Source organism: Streptomyces sp. NPDC050738 (genome assembly GCF_040654175.1).
GTDB lineage: Bacteria > Actinomycetota > Actinomycetes > Streptomycetales > Streptomycetaceae > Streptomyces.
The window spans coordinates 291,965-305,351 of the sequence record NZ_JBFAHN010000009.1 but is presented as its reverse complement, the minus strand read 5'-3'; the positions used below and the strand labels follow the sequence as shown (position 1 = coordinate 305,351).

Annotated in this window: 11 protein-coding genes and 1 pseudogene; 7 read left to right on the top strand and 5 right to left on the bottom strand. The window is 70.2% G+C overall.

Annotation, left to right across the window (positions count from 1 at the left end; all coding sequences use genetic code 11):
* The first annotated feature begins 83 nt into the window (after positions 1 to 83).
* From AB0H78_RS24315 to AB0H78_RS24295, 5 genes and pseudogenes are all read left to right on the top strand, one after another.
* Positions 84 to 209 carry a hypothetical protein gene (locus AB0H78_RS24315; RefSeq protein WP_363236639.1) on the top strand — a complete coding sequence of 42 codons (126 nt, stop codon included), beginning with the start codon at positions 84 to 86 and terminating at the stop codon, positions 207 to 209.
* A 74-nt stretch (positions 210 to 283) separates the two neighbouring features.
* Positions 284 to 2,155, top strand: coding sequence for a RiPP maturation radical SAM C-methyltransferase (locus tag AB0H78_RS24310; protein ID WP_363236638.1), 1,872 nt, complete (start codon positions 284 to 286; stop codon positions 2,153 to 2,155).
* Positions 2,152 to 2,688, top strand: a complete 537-nt coding sequence (locus AB0H78_RS24305) for a DUF5825 family protein (protein WP_363236637.1) — start codon at positions 2,152 to 2,154, stop codon at positions 2,686 to 2,688. The genes AB0H78_RS24310 and AB0H78_RS24305 overlap by 4 nt, the downstream gene beginning before the upstream one ends.
* Positions 2,661 to 3,209 (top strand): annotated as a pseudogene (locus tag AB0H78_RS24300) (MFS transporter); the annotation flags it as partial. The gene AB0H78_RS24305 and the pseudogene AB0H78_RS24300, both read left to right, overlap by 28 nt.
* Before the next feature lie 91 nt (positions 3,210 to 3,300).
* On the top strand, positions 3,301 to 3,885 hold the full coding sequence (locus tag AB0H78_RS24295) for a hypothetical protein (protein WP_363236636.1): 585 nt from the start codon (positions 3,301 to 3,303) through the stop codon (positions 3,883 to 3,885).
* Here AB0H78_RS24295 and AB0H78_RS24290 read toward each other — a convergent pair.
* Positions 3,857 to 4,318, bottom strand: a complete 462-nt coding sequence (locus tag AB0H78_RS24290) for a MarR family transcriptional regulator (protein ID WP_363236635.1) — start codon at positions 4,316 to 4,318, stop codon at positions 3,857 to 3,859. The genes AB0H78_RS24295 and AB0H78_RS24290 overlap by 29 nt on opposite strands.
* A 92-nt stretch (positions 4,319 to 4,410) precedes the next feature.
* Between AB0H78_RS24290 and AB0H78_RS24285 the strand changes: the two genes are divergently transcribed.
* Positions 4,411 to 4,821, top strand: a complete 411-nt coding sequence (locus tag AB0H78_RS24285) for an organic hydroperoxide resistance protein (protein ID WP_329124402.1) — start codon at positions 4,411 to 4,413, stop codon at positions 4,819 to 4,821.
* A gap of 18 nt (positions 4,822 to 4,839) precedes the next feature.
* Here AB0H78_RS24285 and AB0H78_RS24280 read toward each other — a convergent pair whose 3' ends face one another.
* Positions 4,840 to 6,402, bottom strand: a complete 1,563-nt coding sequence (locus AB0H78_RS24280) for an aldehyde dehydrogenase family protein (protein WP_363236634.1) — start codon at positions 6,400 to 6,402, stop codon at positions 4,840 to 4,842.
* 109 nt (positions 6,403 to 6,511) lie between these two features.
* Positions 6,512 to 8,071, bottom strand: a complete 1,560-nt coding sequence (locus AB0H78_RS24275) for a polysaccharide lyase family 1 protein (protein ID WP_363236633.1) — start codon at positions 8,069 to 8,071, stop codon at positions 6,512 to 6,514.
* Between the two features lie 447 nt (positions 8,072 to 8,518).
* Here AB0H78_RS24275 and AB0H78_RS24270 point away from each other — a divergent pair, with 447 nt between their 5' ends.
* Positions 8,519 to 11,494 carry a CARDB domain-containing protein gene (locus tag AB0H78_RS24270; protein ID WP_363236632.1) on the top strand — a complete coding sequence of 992 codons (2,976 nt, stop codon included), beginning with the start codon at positions 8,519 to 8,521 and terminating at the stop codon, positions 11,492 to 11,494.
* Positions 11,495 to 11,558: 64 nt separating this feature from the next.
* Here the strand turns inward: AB0H78_RS24270 and msrB are convergent, their stop codons facing one another.
* Both msrB and murC read right to left on the bottom strand, forming a co-directional pair.
* Positions 11,559 to 11,966 carry a peptide-methionine (R)-S-oxide reductase MsrB gene (msrB, locus tag AB0H78_RS24265; RefSeq protein WP_363236631.1) on the bottom strand — a complete coding sequence of 136 codons (408 nt, stop codon included), beginning with the start codon at positions 11,964 to 11,966 and terminating at the stop codon, positions 11,559 to 11,561.
* A gap of 10 nt (positions 11,967 to 11,976) precedes the next feature.
* The gene (murC, locus tag AB0H78_RS24260; RefSeq protein ID WP_363236630.1) at positions 11,977 to 13,371 is read right to left on the bottom strand and encodes a UDP-N-acetylmuramate--L-alanine ligase; all 1,395 of its coding nucleotides are present in this window, start codon (positions 13,369 to 13,371) and stop codon (positions 11,977 to 11,979) included.
* Positions 13,372 to 13,387: the final 16 nt, after the last annotated feature.

Sequence of the window (13,387 nt, the reverse complement as noted above, 5' to 3'; positions counted from 1 at the left end):
TCCGACTCTTGTGCCCCACACGCAACACCCCTTACGGTCAGCGGACTTCGACCCGAGACACCGACCCCGTAAGGAGTGCGCGTATGAAGGACGAGAGCGAGATCAACGGCATGGAGCAGCTCGGCCTGGAGCTGAACAAGGTGGCGGTCCGCGACGAGACGTCCCAGAACCGCGAGCAGTACACCATCAACAAGCAGCCGGCGCTCTGAACGGGCGCGGGCGGCCGCCGGCCGCACCCCGGCGGCCGTCCGCGACGGCCGGACGCGGGCTCCGTATCCATCTGGTGAGCATGCCGTGGCAGACGGTCGAGCTCCCCTCGCTGCAGATCGGCCTGCTGCACGCGCTGGTCGCCCGCACCAGGCCGCAGGACGAGGTGCGCGAGTTCCACGGTGCGCTGCGCTGGGCGGAGTTCCTGCTCGAACGCTCCCAGGGGCTGCTGCGCCCGGGCGACCATGTCGCGGTGGGCAGCGATGCCATCTTCGACGGGCTCGGGGACTGGGTCTTCTCCGGCGTCCTGTACGAGGACCCCGCCTGGGGCGTCGCCGCCCTCGACGCGTACGCCCGCCGCCGCGGCACCGCCATCGACAAGGCGTCCGCGATGCGCGCCCACGCGGAGGACTTTGTCCGGCAGTGCGCGGCGGAGATCCTCGCGGACGACCCGGACGTCGTGGGGTTCACCAGCACGTTCATGCAGAACGTGTCCTCGCTCGCGCTCGCCGCGGAGCTCAAGCGGCGCCGCCCCTCGCTCACCGTCGTCTTCGGCGGCAGCAACTGCGACGGCCCGATGGGCCACGCACTGCACCGCAACCACCCCTTCGTCGACCAAGTGGTGCGCGGCGAGGGCGAGTACGCCTTCCCCGCCCTCCTCGGCCATCTGGCCGCCGGCACCCGCCCAGAGAACGTACCCGGGCTGTGCTGGTGGGACGGCACCGTCTCACGGGCCAACGAGGAATCCCGGCGCACCGTGGCACCCGGGGACATCCCCGCACCCGACTACGACCTCTGGCAGTCGGCGCTGGACGCGTCCCCGGTGGCGGAGTTCGTCCACCCCAAGCTCGTGGTGGAGGGTGCGCGCGGCTGCTGGTGGGGCGAGAAGCACCACTGCACTTTCTGCGGTCTCAACGGTTCGGCCATGGCGTTTCGCGCCAAGCCCGGCGAGCAGCTGTGGGCGGAGATCGACCAGCTGGTACGACGCCACCGCCTCCTGGACATCGTCGCCGTCGACAACATCATCGACATGAGCTACTTCAAGGACTTCCTGCCGCTCGCCGCCGACAGCGGCTGGGATCTGCGGATGCACTACGAGGTCAAGTCCAATCTCTCCTCGGACCAGCTGGCCCTGCTGGCCCGGGCCGGAGCCGTGCACATCCAGCCGGGCATCGAGAGCCTCAGCAACAGGGCGCTGGATCTCATGGACAAGGGCGTCACCGGCAGCCGCAACGTCCGCACCCTGCGGGACTGCGCCAACCACTCGCTCACCTGCAGCTGGAACTACCTCTACGGCTTTCCCGGCGAGAGCGCCGAGGACTACACCTCCGTCATCGACCAGCTGCCCGCGCTCGTCCATCTGCAGCCGCCGGCCGGCGCCTCCCGTATCCAGCTGGAGCGCTTCAGCCCTCATTTCGCCAACCCCGCCCTGGGCTTCGAGGAGCGGCGCCCCGCCGAGATGTACGGCCATGTCTACGACCTCCCCGAGGCCGAACTGGCCGATCTGGTCTATCTCTTCGACACTCCGCCCGCGGGGATCGGCGGTGCGGTGGAGGAGCGGCTGCTGGAGGCCGTACGCGCGTGGCACGCCGGGCACGCCACGTCGAGCCTGCTCATCGAGGAGGCGGAGGGCGACGGCGTTGACCTGCTGGTGCACGACCGGCGCCACGGCCGACCGCACCGCACCCATCTGCTGACCGGCTGGGAGGCGGCGGCGCTGCGCCATCTGGAGGCGGGCCGCACGGAGCCCGCACTGCTGCGGCTGCTGACCGGCGACGGACATGCGGTGAGTGCCGGGGACCTCGGCGCCTGGCTCCAACAAGCTCTCGAACTGGGGCTGTTGTACTTCGACACCCGCTCCTACGTCTCGCTGCCCACCCGCAACGAGCCGGTACGCCTGACCGAACCGGCCCTGGATCAGGCTGCGTTCGAGGAGGTCGCCGGATGACCCCGGCCCTCCCGGCCGCCGTGCCGCACACGATCACCGGCCGCCGGGTGCGGGTGCACCGGCCGCTCGCGCTCGCCGGGGGCGGCCGCGAGACGGCGACCGCGGTCCAGTTCCTCCGCGAGTGCCAGAGCCATGCGCTCACCGTGGACTGGGTTCCCGACGCCGTACGGGACACCGCGCCGCTGCTCCATCTCCCGCCGCCCGCCCCGCAGTCCGACGAGCCGCCCGCGCTGAACGACTGGCGCTCCCGCCATGCGTACGGGCTGCTCTACCACCGGCGCGGCCCCGACTTCGTGACCGTCATGGACCGCAGGGAGTCCACGGCCTCCGCACGCTTCACGCTGAGCCATCCGGCACTGCTGGCCGCCTTCCGCACCCTCGCGGAGCCGACACCGCTGGACGATCTGAGCGCCACGCACCGCAAGGCGGCCTCCGTCCTCGCGGCCGAGCGGCTGGTCCTCCTCACCGGCGGCTGGGCGGTGTCCCTGCCGCCGCGCCTGCGTCAGTGGCCCGTGCCCTGCGCGGCGATCTGAGCGCGGTGGGTTCCCCGGCACGGCCGCTGCGCCGCCACCGCGCCTTCCTGCTGCTCTGCGGCGAGCAGGCGGCCAGCTCCATCGGCCGCCAGGTCACGGCTCTGGCGCTCGCACTGCTGGCCGTGGACCGGCTGGACGCGGGCCCCTTCGGGGCTGCGGCGCTGATGGCGCTGAATTATCTTCCCGGGGCGGTCCTGAGCCCCTTCGTCGGTGTGCTCGTCGACCGGGCCCGGCTGCGTTCGCTGGCCGCGCTGGTCACGGTCCTGCAGGTCCTGGTCGTCGGGTCGGTGCCGCTCGCCGGCGCCATGGACGAGCTCAGCTGGGTCCAGCTGTACGCGGTGGCCACCGCGTCCGGCGCCCTCACCTCCACCCTCGCCGTGGCATTGCAGGCGGCACTGCCCCGGGTCGTGCAGGGCGAGCAGCTCCTGACCGCCAACTCCGCGCTGACCGGCGCCCGTACAGCGGGCCAGATCGGCGGCCCGGCGCTGGGCGGTGTGCTGGTCGGTTTCGCGGGGGCCGCCCCCGCGCTGCTCGCGGGCTCGATCGCGTACGCCGTGGAAGCCGTGCTCCTCCTGTGCCTGCCCGCAGGTGCTCGCGGGTGCCGGTTTCAATGTGGGGAGCGGGGCGGCCGACGCCCTCTTCGTCGTGTACGCGACCCGCGATCTCGCTCTGCCCGCCTGGCAGTTGGGGACCGTCTACGCCACCTTCAGCGTCGCGACGGTGCTCGGCGTGCTGCTGGCAGGCCGCTTCGCCGCGACCATCGGGCTCTTCAGGGCGACACAGATCTGTGCCCTGCTCGCGGCCGCCGCCATCTTCCTGATCCCTGCCGCGTCGCTGGGTCTGGCCTACCCGGCGCTGATCGCCTATCAGCTCTTCTTCGGGCTGACCGGCACGGTCTGGTCCATCTCCATGACCACCACCCAGCAGCTGATCGCCCCGCCCCACATGCAGGGGCGCGTCGCCGGTTTCGTCCAGGCCGCCCTGATGGGCACGGTCCCGGCGGGCGCGCTGGCGGGCGGCGCGCTGGCCGCGTGGGTGGGCAACGTACCGGTGCTCACCGGGTCGGCTGCGACCTCACTGCTGGCGGCGGGGAGTCTGTGGCTGCCGCAGCGGGCCGGTGCCGGAGCGGGTGCGACGGCTGCCGCGCCGCCGCGGAGCGCCGGGCTCCTCAGCGAGCCTGGTCCAGAGCGCCCGTGAGCCGGCCGAGCAGGGCTTGGAGCGCGAAGATCTCCTCGACCTCCAGGCCGGTGGCGGCGAGGATCCGGCGCGGTACGGGCAGCGCCTTCTCTTTCAACTCAGTTCCGGAGTCGGTCAGTTCGACGGTCACCGACCTCTCGTCGGCGGCGTTGCGTTCGCGCCGCAGGAACCCGGCCGTCTCCAGCCGCTTGAGCAGCGGCGAGAGCGTCCCCGAGTCGAGCCGCAGCTGCTCGCCGATGGCTTTGACGGGCTGCGGGCCGCGCTCCCAGAGCACCAGCATCACCAGGTACTGGGGGTAGGTGAGGCCGAGGTCCTTCAGGGCGTCGCGATAGACACCGCCGAACGCGCGTGAGGCGGCGTGCAGCGAGAAACAGACCTGGTGGTCGAGGCGGAGCAGCTCGGCGTCGGGGACGGCGGACAGGGGTGACGTCATGAGGACAGCGTAGCTCTTCACGCACGATTGAGTTGTGCACAACTTAATTGCATGCAATGCTTAAGCTCCGACCAACCGGAAGAAGGACCCCCATGGACGCGCTGTACACCGCTGTCGCCACCGCCAACGGCCGCGAGGGCCGCGCCGTGAGCTCCGACGGCCAGATCGACCTCACGCTCGCCATGCCCCCGGCCCTGGGCGGCAACGGTCAGGGCACCAACCCCGAGCAGCTCTTCGCCGCCGGGTACGCGGCCTGTTTCGCCAGCGCCATGAGCGCCGTCGGCCGCCAGATGAAGGTCGACACCAAGGACGTCTCGGTGACCGCCGAGGTCTCCATCGGCAAGGACGACACCGGCTTCGGGCTCGCGGTCGTGATGCGCGTCGAGCTCCCCGACACGATCGAGGCCGCCACCGGCCGCGAGCTGGTCGAGGCGACCCACGCGTACTGCCCGTACTCCAAGGCGACCCGCGGCAACATCGAGGTCGAGCTCGTCGTCGAGTAGTCGCGCGCGGGCCGGCGCTCAGCGGGGCGGGTACTGGCTGTAGTCCGGGAAGTTTCCGTACAGCAGCTCGTGCACGCCCTCGTCCGCGGGCTGCGTCACCGCCTGCACCAGCAGGTCGCCACCGACGAACGCCCCCTTCCAGGAGGCACCCACACCGCCGAAGGGCTCCTCGCGGTCGCCGCGGCTGCGAGGCGCGTTCACGCCGACCTTGAAGGCGCGGACCTCGGGGGCGACGCGCTCGGCGAAGGCCGCGTCGTCGGTGGCCAGGCTGGCCACGAGCGCGCCGTTGCTCGCGTTCATCTCCGCGAGGAGCTCGCTCTCGGAGTCCACGATCACCACCGAGTCCAGCGGCCCGAAGGGCTCCCGGTGGCGCAGCGCCCAGTTCGCGGGAGGCGCGAGCACGGCGGCCGGGGCGGCGTATGCAGCGGTGTCCTGGCCGTCGATGAAGCGTCCGTCCGCAGGCTGACTCCGATGCAGCGGGATCGCCCCGCCCTGCAGCGCCTCGTCGTAGTAGCGGGCGAGCTCGGCGGCCTTGGCGGCGTGGATCACGGGTCCGAAGTCGAGTTCCGGCAGGTCGTCGTCCGGGTGCTCGACGGCCAGCGGGTGCCCGAACCGCAGATCGCCGGCGACCGAAAGATAGGTCTCCAGGAACTGCGGGAAGAGCTGCCGCTGGACGACGAAGCGCGGATACGCGGTGCACCGCTGCTTCCCGTACTCGTACCCCTTGCGCAGCTGCTTGCCGAGTACGTCCCACTGCGAGAAGTCCCAGATGCCCCAGGCGTTGAGGCCCTCCTGCTCGATCATGTGGCGTCTGCCGGTGTCGGCGAGCTCGGCGGCGGCCTTGCGTCCGTTGCTGCGCCCGCCGACGAAGGCGAGCGCGCCCAGGCCCTCGCCACGGATGAGGGAGCTGCCGATCTGCGAGCCGACGCCGGAGATCAGAGTGACCGGCAGGTCGCAGCGGCGCATCAGCGCGTGGGCGAGGGTCAGACAGTGGAATCCGCCCTGGCTCGGGGTCTTGGCGATCACGGCGTTGCCTGCCAGCAACTGGACCAGTTCGGCGTGGACCTGGACGCTCATGGGGTAGTTCCAGCTGGCGATGTTGGAGACGGGGCCGTCCAGGGGCCGCCGCCGTACGCCGCCGGGCTGCATCTGCCGCTCGATCTCCCCCACGTACCAGCGCACCCCGTCCAGGCACCGGTCCACGTCGGCGAGGGCGAGCCGCCAGGGCTTGCCGATCTCCCAGACGAGCAGCAGCGCCAGCAGTTCGCGGTGCGCTTCGAGCGCGTCCACGGCGGCGCTCACCCGCGCCCGCCGCTCGTCGAGATCGACCCGCTGCCAGGCGCGGTGCTCGGCGCAGGCCCAGGCGACCGCGGCGGCCGCGTCCTCGGCGCCGACGCGGGGCGGGCCGGGGATCGGGCTGCCGTCGACGGGGGTGGTGTGTTCACCGGGGGTGCCGGTGGCGAGCCACTCGCCACGCTCCAGGTTGTTCAGCCGGTCGGCCTGGAAGGCCTCGGGGGCGGCGGCGACGCACCTGGCGTACACCTCGGCCCAGGACGTCCCCGGCTTCACCTGCAATGACATGGTCGCCTCCCGGCACGGTGGTCTCCCTGCCGAGCCTATGAGGCGTCCGCCGCCCTCGCCCCTTCTGCCGGGCCCGAGGAGGAGCGGGCCCGGCAGAAGGGGCTTGGTGCTATCCGGCGTACGTCTCGAACTCGGCGACCTGCGGGGTGCCGGTCGACCCGGCGATCTCAAAGGTGATCTTGCTCAGCGAGACCGGGGGGAAGGTGATGACGCCCGCCCCGCTGCCGGAGGCGAGCACGGCGCCGGTGGTGCCGTTGAGCACCCGCCAGGAACCGATGGCGCCTGCGGCGGCCGAGGTCTCCCGGACGTTGACCCGCGAGACCGTGGTGGCGGAGCCCCACTTGATGGAGATGGATCCGGTCGAGCCCGCCGGTGACCAGTAGGTGCTCAGGTCGCCGTCACGTACGTTGCCGTAGCTCGTCCCCGTGGCCTTGCTGGAGCCGTCGGCGCCGGCCCCGATGCTGAGGTTGGTCCCGCTGGGAGTGGACGCGCTGGCGGACGGTGTCGGGGTCGGAGTCGAGGTCGGCGTGGAGGTGGACGTCGGGGTCGGGGTCGGCGACTGGGCCGTGCAACTGCCGTCCGACACCAGCAGCCCCTTGCCGGCACCCGCCGTGCGGCCCACGACGGCGGGCACGCAGCTCGCCGGGTCGAGAGGGAACGCGTACGGAATGCTGACCGTGGTGTTGGACTTCGGGTCGGGGCCCGCCGGGTTGTTCTCGCTGCCGGGGGCGGACCAGGTCACGTTGTCGAAGATGTTGCCGCCGACCTGCCAGTACCCGGCCGCGTCGGTGTAGAAGGTGCCCAGGACGTCCTTGGAGTCCTGGAAGTAGTTGTTGTCGACCTTGGCGTGGGCTCCGGCACGGGAGTTGATGCCGGACTCGTTCAGGCTCACGTAGTAGTTGTTGTACATGTGGGCCGTGCCGCCGCGCAGGAGGGGCGTGCGCGAGTCGATGTTCGAGTACAGGTTGTGGTGGAACGTGATGAAGCTGTTCGACAGCTCGGTCTCGCTGGAGCCGATGAGGCCGCCGCGGCCGGAGTTGCGCAGGGTGCTGTAGGACAGGGTCACGTACTGGGTGTTGTCCTTCATGTCGAAGAGGCCGTCGTACCCCTCCGACTCGCCGCCCGACGCCTCCAGGCTCGTGTGGTCGACCCAGACGTTGCGCACGTCCGACTCCATGCCGATGGCGTCGCCGCCGTTGGAGATGGGCGAGCCCGATTTCTTGACGTTCTTGACGGTGACGTTCTGGATGATGATGTTGCTCGACTCGCGTATGTGGATGCCCAGTTGATCGAAGACGGCCCCGCTGCCGACGCCGACGAGCGTGACGTTGCTGATCTGTTTGAGCTCGATCCTGTCGGCGGCGGTGTTGCAGCTGTCGCCCGACACCTTGGTGGTGTTGCCGTGGTTGATGGTCCCCTCGACCTGGATGGTGATGGGGGTACTGCTGGAGGCCCGACTGCACAGTGCCTGGTGGATCTGGGTCCCCGTGGTGGCCTTGACCGTCGTCCCGCCCGCCCCTCCGGTGGTCCCGCCGTTCTGGGACGCGTACCCGGTGGCGCCCGAAACCGCCGCCGACGCCTCAGGCATCGACAGTGTCACGCCGGCCGCGGCCGCAAGGGCCGCGGCGGCCACGACCGCGCTGAGTCTCACTACGACTGCTCGTCGCATCTTCGCCTCGCAATTCGTCATTGAATGCCGGATCGTGCCGTTCCAAGCCGCAGTCGCTGCTGCGGCCGGAAAGGTTGCCGGGTCCTGCTCAGCACCCGCAGGCCGACGACCCGCCCGTGCCGCAAGGGGAGGTTCACCGACGGATCGCCAGTGGCCGAGCGGGCTCCAACTCCGCACCCCGCTGGTCGTTTCCACCAGCTGTCAATAAATTGCGAGATCTGCTCGACACCTTGCGCTCATCTGGTGGCAATGCTTGAGTAAAACCGCGCCGCCACCCCGCGCCGCGAGGCCCTCCCCGGCCTCGTGCGGGCTGTCGGCGCCTCAAGGCCGGCACCCCTGCGCCCCGCGCTCCTGCACCCCGGCAGGAGGGTGCGACCACGCATGACCAGGCATGTCATGTACGTGACATGCAGGTGCCCGGCGCCCCCACGCACCGAGAGGACCCCCATGAGATGGAGACGGAAGAGCCGGCGGATGATCGCCGTCGCGCTCAGCGCCGGACTGACGACCCTGGCGCTCCTGCCCGTGACCGCCACGGCCGCCGAGTCCGCGGTGCACGCGGCGGCGGAAGCGAAGAACCTCGCACTGAACAAGCCGGTCGAGGCATCCTCATCGATACAGAACTATGTCGCCACGAACGCCAACGACGGCAGCACCAGCACCTACTGGGAGTCGAGCGGCAATCCGTCGACACTCACGGTGAAGCTGGGAGCCAACGCCGATGTGGACTCGGTCGTGGTCAAGCTCAACCCCGATCCGGCCTGGTCGGCGCGTACGCAGAGCGTCGAGGTGCTCGGCCGTGAGCAGTCCGCCGGGGTCTTCACCTCGCTCAAGGCGCGGGCCGACTACACCTTCGACCCCGGCGCCGACCAGAACAGCGTGACCATCCCCGTCACCGGCAGACTCGCCGACGTACAGCTGAAGTTCTACGGAAACAGCTCCGGTTACGGCGGGCAGGTCGCGGAGTTCCAGGTCATGGGAACCGCCGCACCCAGCCCTGACCTGACCGTCGGCGCACTCGCCTGGAGTCCCGAACAGCCTTCGGAGAGCGACGCGGTCACGGTGAACACCACCGTGCGCAACACCGGCTCGGCGGCCTCGGCCGCGACCACGGTCAACGTCAGCCTGGACGGCACGGTCGCGGGCAGCGCCCCGGTGGCCGCGCTCGCCGCAGGCGCGTCGGCAACCGTTCCGGTAGCCGTCGGCAAGCGGGCGCAGGGCAGCTACACGGTGTCCGCGGTGGTCGACCCGACGGACACGATTCCCGAGCAGGACAACAGCAACAACAGCCGCACCGCGGACACGAAGCTGACCGTCGGCCAGACGCCGGGCCCCGACCTGGAGGCCACCGGCATCACGTCCAACCCCGCCAGCCCGGCCGTCGGCTCGAAGGTCACCTTCGCGGTGAAGGTGCACAACCGCGGCACCAGCGCCGTCAGCGCCGGATCGGTCACCCGGCTGACCGTCGGCGACACCACGCTGAACGGCACCACTCCGGCGATCGCCGCAGGTGAGACGGCCACCGTCGACATCACCGGCAGCTGGACGGCGACCAGCGGCGGAGCCACCCTCACCGCGACCGCCGACGCCACCGGCGTCGTCGCCGAGACGAACGAGCAGAACAACGTGTTCGCGCGTTCCGTCGTCGTCGGGCGCGGAGCGGCGGTGCCGTACGTCGAGTACGAGGCGGAGGACGGCACGTACCAGGGCACCCTCCTGGAGAGCGACGCCTTGCGGACCTTCGGCCACACCAACTTCGCCACCGAGTCCTCGGGCCGCAAGTCGGTGCGTCTCAACTCCACCGGTCAGTACGTCGAGTTCACCTCGACCAGTGCCTCCAACTCCATCGTCGTGCGCAACTCCATCCCGGACGCACCGAGCGGCGGAGGCAGGGAGGCCACACTCAGCCTCTACGCCAACGGGACGTTCGTGCAGAAGGTGACCCTCTCCTCCAAGAACAGCTGGCTGTACGGCAACACCGACCAGCCCGAGGGGCTGACGAACACCCCGGGCGGCGACGCACGGCGGCTCTTCGACGAGTCGCACGCGCTGCTCGCCCAGACCTACCCGCAGGGCACCAAGTTCCGGCTGCAGCGCGACGCCGGTGACGACGCGGCGTTCTACATCGTCGACCTGATCGACCTGGAGCAGGTCGCACCGGCGGCGAGCAAGCCGGCTTCCTGCACCTCGATCACCGAGTACGGCGCGATCCCGAACGACGGCATCGACGACAGCGGCGCGATCCAGCGTGCGGTGACCGCCGACCAGAACGGCGACATCACCTGCGTGTGGATCCCGGCAGGCCAGTGGCGCCAGGAGCAGAAGATCCTCACCGACGACCCGCTGAACAGGGGCCAGTACAACCAGGTGGGCATCTCGAACGTCACGATCCGCGGTGCGGGCATGTGGCACTCGCAGCTCTACTCGCTGATCCCGCCGCAGGACGCGGGCGGCATCAATCACCCGCACGAGGGCAACTTCGGCTTCGACATCGACAACAACACCCAGATCTCCGACATCGCCATCTTCGGCTCGGGCACCATCCGGGGCGGCGACGGCAACCAGGAGGGCGGCGTCGGCCTCAACGGCCGCTTCGGCAAGGACACCAAGATCACGAACGTGTGGATCGAGCACGCCAACGTGGCCACCTGGGTCGGCCGCGACTACGACAACATCCAGGCGCTGTGGGGTCCGGGCGACGGCGTGGAGTTCACTGGCATGCGGATCCGCAACACCTATGCGGACGGCATCAACTTCTCCAACGGCACGCGCAACTCCACGGTGTTCAACTCCTCGTTCCGCAACACCGGTGACGACTCGCTCGCGGTGTGGGCCAACAAGTACGTGAAGGACACGTCGGTGGACATCGGCCACGACAACGCCTTCCGCAACAACACGATCCAGCTGCCGTGGCGCGCCAACGGCATCGCGGTGTACGGGGGTTACGGCAACAAGATCGAGAACAACCTCGTGTACGACACCATGAACTACCCGGGCATCATGCTCGCGACCGACCACGACCCGCTGCCCTTCTCCGGGCAGACACTGATCGCGAACAACGGCCTGTACCGCACGGGCGGCGCGTTCTGGAACGAGGACCAGGAGTTCGGCGCCATCACGCTGTTCGCCCAGGGCCCGGACATCACCGGTGTCACGATCCGCGACACCGACATCCAGGACTCGACGTACGACGGAATCCAGTTCAAGACCGGTGGCGGCACCGTCCCGGACGTGAAGATCAGCAATGTCACGATCTCCAAGTCCGACAACGGCTCCGGCATCCTCGCCATGGGCGGCGCGCGCGGCAGCGCGACCCTCTCGAACGTGACGATCACCGATTCGCGGGACGGGAACATCCTGGTGGAACCCGGATCGCAGTTCGTGATCAACGGGGGCGCCACGAGCAAGCGCTCAACCCGGTAAGCGCCCTGGTCGCGGGGGGGGGGGGGGCCGCCCCCCCCCCCCCCCCCGCGACCGGGCTCACGCCTCACTTCTCGTCGGGCGTCAGCCGCAGCGAGATGGAGTTGATGCAGTACCGCTGGTCCGTCGGGGTGGCGTACCCCTCGCCCTCGAAGACATGGCCCAGGTGCGATCCGCAGCGCGCGCAGCGCACCTCGGTGCGGGTCATGCCGTGGGAGGTGTCGGAGATCAGCTCGACCGCCTCCGTGTCCTTCGGGTCGTAGAAGGACGGCCAGCCGCAGTGCGACTCGAACTTGGTGTCCGAGCGGAAGAGCTCGGAGTTGCACGCCCGGCAGGAGTAGACGCCGGTCGTCTTGGTGTCGGTGTACTCGCCGACGAAGGCGGGCTCGGTGCCGGCCTGGCGCAGTACCGCGTACTCCGCCGGGCTCAGCTCCTCGCGCCACTGCTCGTCGGGCTTGTCGATGTCGTACGACATGGTGGTCCCCTCAGTTCGAAAGGCGGGCGAGGATGGCCGGACCCAGGTCCGTGACGTCGCCCGCGCCCATGGTGAGAACGAGGTCACCCGGCTTCGCCATTCCCGCCACGACGTCCGGGACCGTCCCCTTGTCGTGTACGGCGGTCACGTCGGCGCCCGCCGCCTTCGCCGCGTCGATGATCAGGGTGCTGGTGATGCCGGGAATCGGGTCCTCGCGGGCCGGATAGATGTCGAGGACCACCGAGGCGTCCGCGAGGGCCAGGGCCTGGCCCATCTCGGTGCCGAGCTCCTGGGTGCGGGAGAAGAGGTGGGGCTGGAAGACCACCAGGAGGCGCGCGTCGGTGGCCGCGCCGCGCATGGCTTCCAGATCGGCGGTCATCTCGGTGGGGTGGTGGGCGTACGAGTCGATGACCTGGACGCCCGCCTCCTCGCCCTTGAGCTGCAGGCGGCGCTTGACGCCGGTGTACTTGCCGAGCGCGGAGGCCAGGTTGTGCGCGGGCAGGCCGAGCGCGATGCCGGCGGCGAGGGCGGCGACCGCGTTGTGGGCGTAGTGGCTGCCGGGGACCGAGACGGTGAAGGTGAGGTACTTGCCGCCGAGGACGACGGTGACCTCGCTGGTCAGGCCGCGGGGGGTGACCTTCTGGACGCGTACGTCGGCCGTCGGGGCGGATCCGTACGTGACGACCTTGAGGGTGGAGAGGTCGCGGATACGGCTCGTCAGCTCGACCGCGCCCGGCTGGTCGGCGGAGATGACCAGGGTGCCGCCGGGGACGACCTTGCCGACGAAGGTCTCGAAGGAGTCGTAGATCTCGTCCATCGAGGCGTAGTTGGCGTGGTGGTCGAGCTCGACGTTGAGGACGATGGCGACCTCGGGGTCGTACTTCTGGAAGCTCCGGTCGCTCTCGTCCGCCTCGGCGACGAAGATCTCCCCTTCGCCGTGGCGTGCGTTGGTGCCGGGTCCCGCCAGGTCGCCGCCGATCGCGTACGAGGGGTCGAGGCCCAGCTCGGTCAGGGCGACGGCCAGCATCGAGGTGGTCGTCGTCTTGCCGTGGGTGCCGGCCACCGCGATCGAGCGCAGGCCCGTCATCAGGGAGGCGAGCGCGTCCGAGCGGTGGACGACCGGGATGCCGAGCTCGGCCGCGCGCACCAGCTCGGGGTTGTCGGCGCGGATCGCGCTGGAGACGACGACCGAGGTGGAGTCGTCCGCCAGGTGCGCCGCGTCGTGGCCGATGTGCACCGTCGCGCCCAGCGCGCGCAGGGCGTCCGCCGTGCCCGACTCCCGGGAGTCGCTGCCCGCGACCTTGGCGCCGCGCTGCGCGAGGATCTTCGCGATGCCCGACATTCCGGCGCCGCCGATGCCGATGAAGTGCGGTCGGTCCATGGCGGCAGGAATACCGGGTGCCATGTGCGTTTCTCCCCAA

Excerpts from the sequence above, each read along its gene's own strand:
- AB0H78_RS24275 (WP_363236633.1), bottom strand. The coding sequence starts at position 8,071 with ATGCGACGAGCAGTCGTAGTGAGACTCAGCGCGGTCGTGGCCGCCGCG.
- AB0H78_RS24280 (WP_363236634.1), bottom strand. The coding sequence starts at position 6,402 with ATGTCATTGCAGGTGAAGCCGGGGACGTCCTGGGCCGAGGTGTACGCC.
- msrB (WP_363236631.1), bottom strand. The coding sequence starts at position 11,966 with ATGTCGTACGACATCGACAAGCCCGACGAGCAGTGGCGCGAGGAGCTG.
- AB0H78_RS24305 (WP_363236637.1), top strand. The coding sequence starts at position 2,152 with ATGACCCCGGCCCTCCCGGCCGCCGTGCCGCACACGATCACCGGCCGC.
- murC (WP_363236630.1), bottom strand. The coding sequence starts at position 13,371 with ATGGCACCCGGTATTCCTGCCGCCATGGACCGACCGCACTTCATCGGC.
- AB0H78_RS24285 (WP_329124402.1), top strand. The coding sequence starts at position 4,411 with ATGGACGCGCTGTACACCGCTGTCGCCACCGCCAACGGCCGCGAGGGC.
- AB0H78_RS24315 (WP_363236639.1), top strand. The coding sequence starts at position 84 with ATGAAGGACGAGAGCGAGATCAACGGCATGGAGCAGCTCGGCCTGGAG.
- AB0H78_RS24290 (WP_363236635.1), bottom strand. The coding sequence starts at position 4,318 with ATGACGTCACCCCTGTCCGCCGTCCCCGACGCCGAGCTGCTCCGCCTC.
- AB0H78_RS24270 (WP_363236632.1), top strand. The coding sequence starts at position 8,519 with ATGAGATGGAGACGGAAGAGCCGGCGGATGATCGCCGTCGCGCTCAGC.